We start from the raw sequence: 8805 nt of genomic DNA on the forward strand, positions 1-8805 counted from the left end.
GCTAACAGCTCACAAAAGCGAGCGCGTGTAAGTGATAGCCTAATTAACTCTACCGGTTTATCAGCCGATACTTGTGCAGCAAATAACAAAGAGAGAAGTTTTTTGATCTCTTGAGCACCTAAAACAATAAGTGCTTGTTTTATTGTGCTTATTTCAGCTCGTCGTGTAAAGGCTGCTGAGTTTGAGTATCTGAGCAGTTTGTAAGATAGGTTTACGTCGCGCTCAAATACATCGGTGATTTTTTTTAGGTCCATCTCTACGCTTGACGTTTGGTAAAGTAATTCTGCAAGTGCCATTTCTGATGGTGGTAACGCTTTACTTTGTACCATTTCTGGTTTTGAAAAGAAAAACCCTTGAAAATAATCAAAGCCAAGATCTAACGCTAAGCTATATGCTTCGTACGTTTCTACTTTTTCAGCTAAAAGCTTTATATGAGGGTGCGCCTTTAGCTCTTTTATAATGGTTTTTATTGTTGCTAAATCACACGTTAAAAAGTCGATTTTAATAATATCGATAAACGGATAAAAGTGGCGCCATACCGGCTGGTGAATGTAATCATCGAGCGCGATGGTGTAGCCTTTGTCTTTAAGGTTTTTAACAATCGCAAGTAAACGTTTACCCGGTTGAATTGTCTCAAGTATTTCTACAACAATGGTATCTTTACCTAACAGGGTAGGGTAACCCTTAAGTAAGGTTTCTAGTGTAAAGTTAATATAAGCGGGTTTGTTATCGGTTAAGTCTTCTAAACCAAAGTTAAACTGACTGCCTTCAATTAAGCGTGTAGTTGCTTCGTCACCATCTATATTGGGAAATACATTATCCACGCCATCACGAAATAAAAGCTCATAACCAATAAGCTCTTTATCACGATTTAAAATAGGTTGGCGCGCAGCATAAAAATACATAAAAAAATCCGTGTCAGTCGTGTCAGTCGTGTCAGTCGTGTCAGTCGAGTCAGTCGCTATTGTAATAATATATTAGAAAACATACAAAATAGCATGCTGTATATTTTACTAAATAATAAAATATCATTATTAAATAAAAGCGTTTGGCTATTTTTTAGCGTGTAAAAAAGTTTTTTTAGCAATTGTTTTCAACATGATTATTTTTAAACTAAGAAAATACAACAAATAGAGATTTTTGTTACAAGCATGATATAGTCCGAAGGAATGCTTTTATCCTAATAGTGACTTTATTATAAAATTTTAAGAGTCAATATTCGGATCAAAAGCCTGCTACTTTTAATTGTTTTATGGAGGCGAATTTGGAAACAGGAATGATCATTTCATTGTCACTATATTTTGTTGTTATGTTAGGTATTGGTTTATATGCCTATAAGCAGTCAACAAGTGATGTTTCTGGTTATATGCTGGGTGGTAGAAACTTGTCGCCAAGTGTTGCAGCACTCTCAGCGGGTGCTTCAGATATGAGTGGCTGGATTTTAATGGGGTTACCTGGCGCCATGTTTGTTACTGGCTTAAGTAGCACATGGATTGCATTTGGTTTAATTGCCGGTGCATGGTTAAACTACTTTTTAGTCGCGCCGCGTTTAAGGGTTTACACTGAAAAAGCGAATGACTCTATTACCATCCCTGATTACTTTTCTAACCGATTTAACGATGAATCAAATTTACTCCGTGTTGTGTCGGCTGTTGTAATTATTGTGTTCTTCACACTGTATACCTCTTCAGGTGTTGTTGCCGGTGGTAAACTATTTGAAAGCTCATTTGGCTTAAGCTACGAAATGGGGCTATACATCACAACGGGTGTTGTTGTTTTGTATACACTCTTTGGCGGCTTTTTAGCGGTTAGCTTAACTGACTTCGTGCAAGGCTGTATTATGTTTATTGCACTTATTTTAGTACCCGCTGTAGCTTACTCTTTATTAGAGCAACCACTGCAGTCAACCCTAAACAGTGTTAATCCAGACATGCTAAGTTGGATAGGCGCAGGGTCTGCGCTAGGTATTATTTCAGCAATGGCGTGGGGCTTGGGTTACTTTGGTCAACCACATATCATTGTTCGCTTTATGTCGGTGCGCAGTGTTAAAGATATGCCAACAGCACGTCGTATTGGTATGTCTTGGATGATTGTCGCTGCAATTGGTGCGGTAGGTACGGGTATTTTTGGTGCAGCATACACTTATGAAAACAATATAGTTGTGGATGATCCTGAAACTATATTCTTGATCCTGTCAGAGCTGTTGTTTCATCCACTTATTGCTGGCTTTTTACTTGCGGCAATATTAGCTGCAATAATGAGTACAATTTCATCTCAGCTATTAGTAAGCTCAAGCTCACTAACTGAAGATTTTTACAAAACATTTTTACGTAAAGAAGCCAGTGACGCAGAGCTTGTACTAGTAGGGCGCATTAGTGTGTCTATTGTTGCAATACTTGCTATTTACCTCGCATACGATAGAGACAGTTCTATTTTAGACTTAGTGAGTAATGCATGGGCTGGCTTTGGTGCTGCATTTGGCCCGCTTGTATTGTTTAGCCTTTACTGGAAACGTATGAACTTTGCGGGTGCGCTTTCAGGTATGGTTGTGGGTGCAGTTACTGTTTTACTATGGATTTACGGCCCATTCACAATCAACGGTGAAAGTTTAAGTAGCGTAATGTACGAAATTGTCCCAGGCTTTATACTTGCAAGTATTGCTATTGTAGTTGTAAGTTTAGCAACCAATGAGCCTAACTCAGATATAACAACGTTATTTGATGAAGTTGAAAAAGAGCTTTAATTAATATTCGTTTTTATAAAAGCTATAAAAAAGGGAGCAACTAAGTTGCTCCCTTTTTATTTGCAAAATGTTTAGCTTGCTTGTTTAGCGTTGTTATCGTCAATAGATGCAACGTTATCTGATTTTTTATTTTTACTTGCCGCTTTAGTCGTAGGCTCTTTGGCACCTTTAAGTACCGACATAAAGTCGTCTTTACTTTTTGCTATTTCTAACGCAAGCGATTCTATTTGTTGCTCACTCAATGGCACGTCTACTTTTTCTAGCATCAGCTCAAGTGATTCTGCTATGTCTAGCATTTTGTCATAGGCATCAGCTTCTTTTTTAGTAGTAAACGTCATACGCTCGACTCCGTTTCGTTCTACAACATATTTAACAACAACAGCCATGATTTCTCCTGCAAACTTGCTTGGCACTGTGGTTTATAAAAAACCATAAGATTACTGTTTTTATATACAGTAAAGGTTTGCAAGTAAATATGCAAGCGCAGAGTTGTAATTTTTAAGTGTCTTAAATTTGACAAAAAACGGTAACTTAACTTTATTTAATATATCACTTGGTTGTACCAGCTGCATTTTAAGGATTTCGGATAAAAGTGATAATGCATTTAGGTACTTCCAAAGTGGCTAGCCTCGCGTTTGTCATTTATGGTCTTCCCTAATAATTAAAATAAATATGTTCTAAAATGGACAATAAGGACGAATAAATGAAAATATTTAAACTTTTACTTATAGCAAGTTTGCTAAGTATCCTACCCATTACTACTTCTTACGCGCAATTACCTGAAGTGAGCAAATCTATGGCTCCCATCGAAGCGGTAAGTATTAATGATGCAGATGCAAAAATGTTGGCTAAACTTCCTGGAATTGGTAAAAAGAAAGCACAAGCAATAGTAAATTACCGAGATGAAAATGGTTCATTTACAAGCCTTGAGGACTTGGCCAAAGTGAAGGGAATTGGCAAAAAAGTAATGGCTAAGTTAGAAGGAAAAGTTAAACTTTAGCAAAAGGGCGCTAAGCGCCCTTTTCATGTTGTTGTAGTGCTTCGTCTAGGTTTTTTCTGGCAAAATTTATATCGACCGGAGAGGTTAATAACGGATAAAAAAGCCCTCCGAGTATTAAAAAGGGAATGATTATCCAACCTTCAAAAAGTGTAAATATTAAAAACAACGGGCTTAATAGCAATATCTTTATAATACGCAGTAATACGCGGTCGGTAGGTGACAGCATTGATAAAGACCGTGCTATAACAAGCTGTCTCTCGCGTATTTTTAAATGTTGCAACTGTTTAAGTTGGCTAGAAAAAAAGGTAAACATAATTATTAAACCGTTCTTTTTAGTATTAAGCGACTACCTAATACAATAAAAAATGTTAGAGCGAATAGCCCAAAAATAATTTCCATCCAAGCGGGCATACTGAGCGATAAAAATTCCCAATCTATGTTACCGCAATCGCCAGTGGCTTCAAAAAAGCTCGGTATCCATTCATGCAGCGGCATAAACGATGGAAAGTTAGGCTCAAACTCGCAGCTAAACGCAAACGGATCTGTTGTTGTTTGCATATCTATGTGCTCACGGGCAATTAAATACCCCCAAATGCTCGATACACCCCAAGCAATGTAAGCAACTATACGCATTATTTTACTTTGTGGATTAATTGACCCAACAATACCCGCGCCAAGTAATCCTAACACCGCGGTACGTTGATAAATACACATAATGCAGGGCGCTAACCCCATTTTATATTGAAAAAACAATGCGGTTACTTCTAGCATAAAAACAATCGCAGTGAATAAAAGCCAAGGTGTTCGTTGAGTCGGTAAATGCGCAAGCCAGTTCATAAAAAGTCCGCTAATAAATAAGGCGTTAGATTATGACGCACGAAAAAGTACGCGGCAACAAAAAGAGGTATATAAAAAGTTTTATTGTTACCCTGCAAAAAATGTCCCTGCACTTTAAAAGGCTATGTTGAAATACTCGGTGATATGTTTTTATGCATATTGTGGTTTTGATGGATTTATATTTTAACTACTAAAAAACAGGCGCTTTGCCTATTTTTGCCTCACGGTGGGTTTTACGCTAGAAAATTTTGCTTAATGGGCTAACAACACCGTTTGCCCCTTGCTGTAAAACATGAGTGTAAATCTGCGTGGTTTTAACATCTGTATGACCTAACTGAGCTTGCACCGTTCTTATATCTGCTCCACTTTGTAATAAGTGTGTTGCAAAAGAATGACGAAAGGTATGAGGCGTCACAATCTTTGTAATATTGGTTTGCTTTAATGCCTTTTTAACCGCTTTTCTAACACATGTAGGATGGAAGTGATGACGCCGTATCTCGCCAGTTTCTGGATCACTACTTAATTTATAGGAAGGAAATAAGTATTGCCACGCGAGTGATTTGTTAGCTGACGGATACTTACGAGCTAAAGCGTTTGGCATCCATACGCCTGCGTATTGTTCGTTTTGTAAATCTAATTGCAAATATTCTTCAACTTGCATTATTTGATTTCTAAGTAACGGGAGTAACTCAGTTGCAAGTGTAACAATACGATGCTTATTGCCTTTCCCGTTCCAAATTTGAATACATTTATAATCAAAATCAATGTCTTTTACTCGCAGTTGCACAGCTTCCATCACTCGCAGGCCGCTACCATACATCAACCCCACGATTAAGTAATATCGCTTAGATAGATGAATCATCAATTGTTTGACCTCATCGGGTGTCATTACTGCAGGTAATTTGGGTTGTCGTTTACTTCGAGCAAAGTTCAAGTTTAACGAAAGTTCATTTTTGACAATATGTTTATATAAAAAAGCTAGTGCATTTAAAGCTGCACTTTGTGTTTTAGCTGACATGTTACGTTTTAATACAATATGGTCCAAAAACGCTTCGACTTCTGAATTTCCCATTGAGCTTGGGTGGCGTTTGTTGTGAAAGTGAATAAAGTTTGTGATCCAACTCAAATAAGCATTAATAGTTCTTAATGAATACTGTCGGGTGAGCATATAGTCCGCAATGTAATTTAAATACGCAGAACGAGTTTTCATTTTCAATCCATCGAATTGATGCTGTATGTATATACAGTTATAGCTCAGTCGCTCGCATAGTCAAGAAAACGACCCAGTCGCTCGTTTTATACTGAGAAGAAAACGCGCATGTATGAATTTTAATAACACTGGCAATTAGTTGGCAAGTTTGTTAAAAATAAACCAATAAGAAAACGAGCTACGCTATGGTAGAAATACGCGCGATTAGCTCGCTATAAACATGTTATGTTTCACGGAGGAAAACCGAACATGAGCAACATAATTGACATTACCAGCCTAGATGCTTTTAAGGCCAATCAAAATGAAACAATAATAGATAGAGAGCTTTTTCATCCGAACCCAAAAGTCCTAAAATTATGGAAGGAAATGGTAAAGGATACTCTTAAAAAATTTCCGGCCAGTCCCGAACCCAGCGTTCCAACACTGGATTTATCATTTTCTAAAAATGTATCAAGCTCTGAACAAGATGAAATAATAAAAAAGGTTTCGGCTTTTCTTACATCGTATAAAGGTGATGTAGCTCGGCAAAATCTTGAAGCCGTGAAAACCATAGCACTTTTGCAAAAAGAACTAGCGGAATATCAAGCAAGTGAAACATAACAAACAAATTATGGCACTCGCTGACGCTCGCTGGGACACAAACACGCGGGGCGCTTCGCTATTATGCCCCGCGCGTTTGCGCCCCATATTTGGAAGTTAGCTGCAGACGGAGAAGGCATGAAGTTTAAAGTATTTTTATATTTAGTTTTACTCGCTCCATATTCAGTTTTTTGTTCGGAATTGGAAGAGAGTGAAGTGCTGCATTTATCTGGTGCTGTCTACTCGTTTATGGCTGAAGTTGGCTTATGTGCTAAGCAATTTCCTGAGTTGAGTGAAGAAGCAAATAGGTCGAATACTTTTTTCAAGTCCGTAATTGGAAAGGTTGAGACTTACTATTCATCTTTAGGTAAACCTTCAAAATTTGCAGCAGTTGAAAAATCGGGTGTTAATATCGCTGGTCGCAAAGTGATGCAAGCAATGTCGAGTGGTGGTATCGCTATTGAAAAATGTAATACCATAATCGGTTTTGGCTCACATTCAGGCTTCCCAGAGGATTTACAAATTGTTGTATCTAAAATGGGCAGCTAACAAGCCAAGTCAGCGGGAATTTTGCTCGCTGGCCTACGGCCAAAACACTCACAAAATCCCCTGCTTGGGGCGTTAGCTGTAAGAGGAGTGTATTCGACTATGTCAGAGTTAAATGAAATTCAAACATTAGCGGAATTCATTACGAGAATTGAAACACTTAAATATGAACATGAGGTCTCAGGTAACAACTCTGAATTACTTTTCCGTGGACAAAGGGAAGATAAAAAATTACTTCCAAAATTAGCAAGACTCAACCTAAATGGTAATATTAAAAAAATTGAAAAACTCATGTTAGATGAGTTTAAAAGAGCTTCTTTACCTTTAGCTGAATTTGAGCCAAAAGATAATTGGGATTGGTTAGCTCTTGCACAACATCACGGGTTACCGACTAGATTATTGGATTGGACATATAGTGCATTAGTTGCCCTTTGGTTTGCAGTTCAAAATCCACCCAACGATAGTGCAAACGGAATCGTTTGGGTTTTAAAAACTGATATTTCAGATTTTAGAGATACAGAAAAATTTGATGATCCATTAAAGAATAAAGTAACTAAAATTTTCCGCTCCAGAGTGGTTTCGAAAAGAATATCAGCTCAGGCAGGAGTGTTTACTGCGCATCGAATTGATTCCAGTGGAAAAGTGGTTCAATTTGAAAGTAATGCAACATTTAGAGAAAGATTAACTAAATTAATAGTTCCAGCGGAAAATTTTTCATCTATAAGAGCATCATTAAAAATGATGGGTGTGAATCATTCAACTGTTTTCCCAGATATCGATGGTTTGTGTCAACACTTAGAAAGAAGATTTTCTAAACTTGAAGATGAAATATAAATACAGCTAACAAGGCATTTAAACGGAACTAAAACAGTGGGTTACGTTTCGCTTCGCTACACATTATAACCCACAATTTTAGTCCGCTTAATGCGGCGTTAGTTTTACAAGGAAGTATGGTGTTTCAATCTAGCCAAGTATTTATAGATAATATTCATAAGAGCTTTCAATTCTTAAAGCAGTTTGGTTTTGAGAGCAAACCACCGAAAACTTTTAGAGATGAAACATCAATTTGTTATACATCCTCTATCCTTATGGTTGTCTTTTGTCACAGTAGTTACAACGATGATTATTGGTGTGTGATTGGAAAGCCTGATACTGATTATCCTAAAAAGCCAGTTTCTCTTGTTGAGTTGCTCAACGAACTTGAAAGTAAGCCTGAGCTTCCAAAAGACTCTACACAGGCTATTCAAAAAACCTCAGATATAATGAAAGATGAGTTGAAAGAACTCCTAAATGGAAAATTAAACTTAATTTCAAAAATTTGGGCTAAAGAGGAGTCTGTGGCACGAGATTTATATAGCTATCAAAAAGAAGTAGCGTTGAATTGTGAGACAATTAGCAATGCAGAGATATTAGAAATACCAAATACGATAGAGGCGTTGGGCACTAGTTTTTTGCAGCGCTTCACTGAGCACGATTTTTCGCAAAAAACTACTTGGGTAGTTATTACAAAACTGGCAGACTTTAATTGTAATAGCTATGAACTGGCAAAAGAAATAGCCCAGCAGCATAAGTAAAACTAACAAGGCACTCAAAAGGACAAATAACAGTTGGTTTTTGCTCCTTCGTCGCTTATTTTAACCAACTATTATTTGCCTCTTAGTGAGGCGTTGGTATGACTCCCATTGTCAAATTAAACGCACTGATCCTTGCCTAACTTTTTAAGCCATAATTATTTTAGCTCGAATTAGAGCGAGTTAATACATAGGATGAAGCAAGTAATGTCGTCGGTTATCTTGCTGATATTCGTTGGTTATTACTATTTCTAGTAACAGAGCAGACCTTACTTATTTCGTCGTGGCACCTGTCTTCAGTCTATGTTCGTGGTTCAAT

General features: G+C 37.4%; 11 protein-coding genes. 6 read left to right on the forward strand and 5 right to left on the reverse strand.

Translation table 11 applies throughout. The features are described 5' to 3' along the window. Positions 1-905 (reverse strand): EAL and HDOD domain-containing protein (locus BCG07_RS18220; protein ID WP_286891414.1); only part of this gene is annotated, 905 nt, incomplete at its 3' end. Positions 906-1264: 359 nt separating this feature from the next. Between BCG07_RS18220 and putP the strand changes: the two genes are divergently transcribed. Then, positions 1265-2743 carry a sodium/proline symporter PutP gene (putP, locus tag BCG07_RS18225; protein ID WP_008127617.1) on the forward strand — a complete coding sequence of 493 codons (1479 nt, stop codon included), beginning with the start codon at positions 1265-1267 and terminating at the stop codon, positions 2741-2743. A 71-nt stretch (positions 2744-2814) separates the two neighbouring features. Here putP and BCG07_RS18230 read toward each other — a convergent pair whose 3' ends face one another. Further along, complete coding sequence (locus BCG07_RS18230; RefSeq protein WP_008127619.1) at positions 2815-3129, reverse strand: YebG family protein; 315 nt, start codon at positions 3127-3129, stop codon at positions 2815-2817. Positions 3130-3446: 317 nt separating this feature from the next. Here BCG07_RS18230 and BCG07_RS18235 point away from each other — a divergent pair, with 317 nt between their 5' ends. Beyond that, positions 3447-3743, forward strand: coding sequence for a ComEA family DNA-binding protein (locus tag BCG07_RS18235; RefSeq protein ID WP_138740467.1), 297 nt, complete (start codon positions 3447-3449; stop codon positions 3741-3743). Positions 3744-3753: 10 nt separating this feature from the next. Here BCG07_RS18235 and BCG07_RS18240 read toward each other — a convergent pair whose 3' ends face one another. The 3 genes from BCG07_RS18240 to BCG07_RS18250 all read right to left on the reverse strand — a co-directional run bounded on the left by BCG07_RS18240 (position 3754) and on the right by BCG07_RS18250 (position 5790). After that, a complete protein-coding gene (locus tag BCG07_RS18240; RefSeq protein WP_286891417.1) occupies positions 3754-4056 on the reverse strand; it encodes a DUF6170 family protein in 303 nt (100 codons plus the stop codon). Between the two features lie 5 nt (positions 4057-4061). After that, positions 4062-4580, reverse strand: coding sequence for a disulfide bond formation protein DsbB (gene dsbB / locus BCG07_RS18245; RefSeq protein ID WP_277053465.1), 519 nt, complete (start codon positions 4578-4580; stop codon positions 4062-4064). 238 nt (positions 4581-4818) lie between these two features. Then, positions 4819-5790, reverse strand: a complete 972-nt coding sequence (locus BCG07_RS18250) for an integron integrase (RefSeq protein WP_286891420.1) — start codon at positions 5788-5790, stop codon at positions 4819-4821. A 249-nt stretch (positions 5791-6039) separates the two neighbouring features. On the opposite strand from BCG07_RS18250, the gene BCG07_RS18255 reads away from it, so the two are divergent. From BCG07_RS18255 to BCG07_RS18270, 4 genes are all read left to right on the forward strand, one after another. Further along, on the forward strand, positions 6040-6390 hold the full coding sequence (locus BCG07_RS18255; RefSeq protein WP_286891422.1) for a hypothetical protein: 351 nt from the start codon (positions 6040-6042) through the stop codon (positions 6388-6390). Positions 6391-6507: 117 nt separating this feature from the next. Further along, positions 6508-6918: a hypothetical protein gene (locus tag BCG07_RS18260; RefSeq protein ID WP_286891424.1), complete on the forward strand. Its 411-nt coding sequence runs from the start codon at positions 6508-6510 to the stop codon at positions 6916-6918. A gap of 99 nt (positions 6919-7017) precedes the next feature. Continuing rightward, complete coding sequence (locus BCG07_RS18265) at positions 7018-7749, forward strand: FRG domain-containing protein (RefSeq protein WP_286891425.1); 732 nt, start codon at positions 7018-7020, stop codon at positions 7747-7749. A 116-nt stretch (positions 7750-7865) separates the two neighbouring features. Next, positions 7866-8489: a hypothetical protein gene (locus tag BCG07_RS18270; protein WP_286891426.1), complete on the forward strand. Its 624-nt coding sequence runs from the start codon at positions 7866-7868 to the stop codon at positions 8487-8489. The last annotated feature ends 316 nt before the right edge of the window (positions 8490-8805 follow it).

The sequence above is a fragment of the Pseudoalteromonas sp. ESRF-bin5 genome (genome assembly GCF_002632075.1).
Lineage (GTDB): Bacteria > Pseudomonadota > Gammaproteobacteria > Enterobacterales > Alteromonadaceae > Pseudoalteromonas > Pseudoalteromonas marina.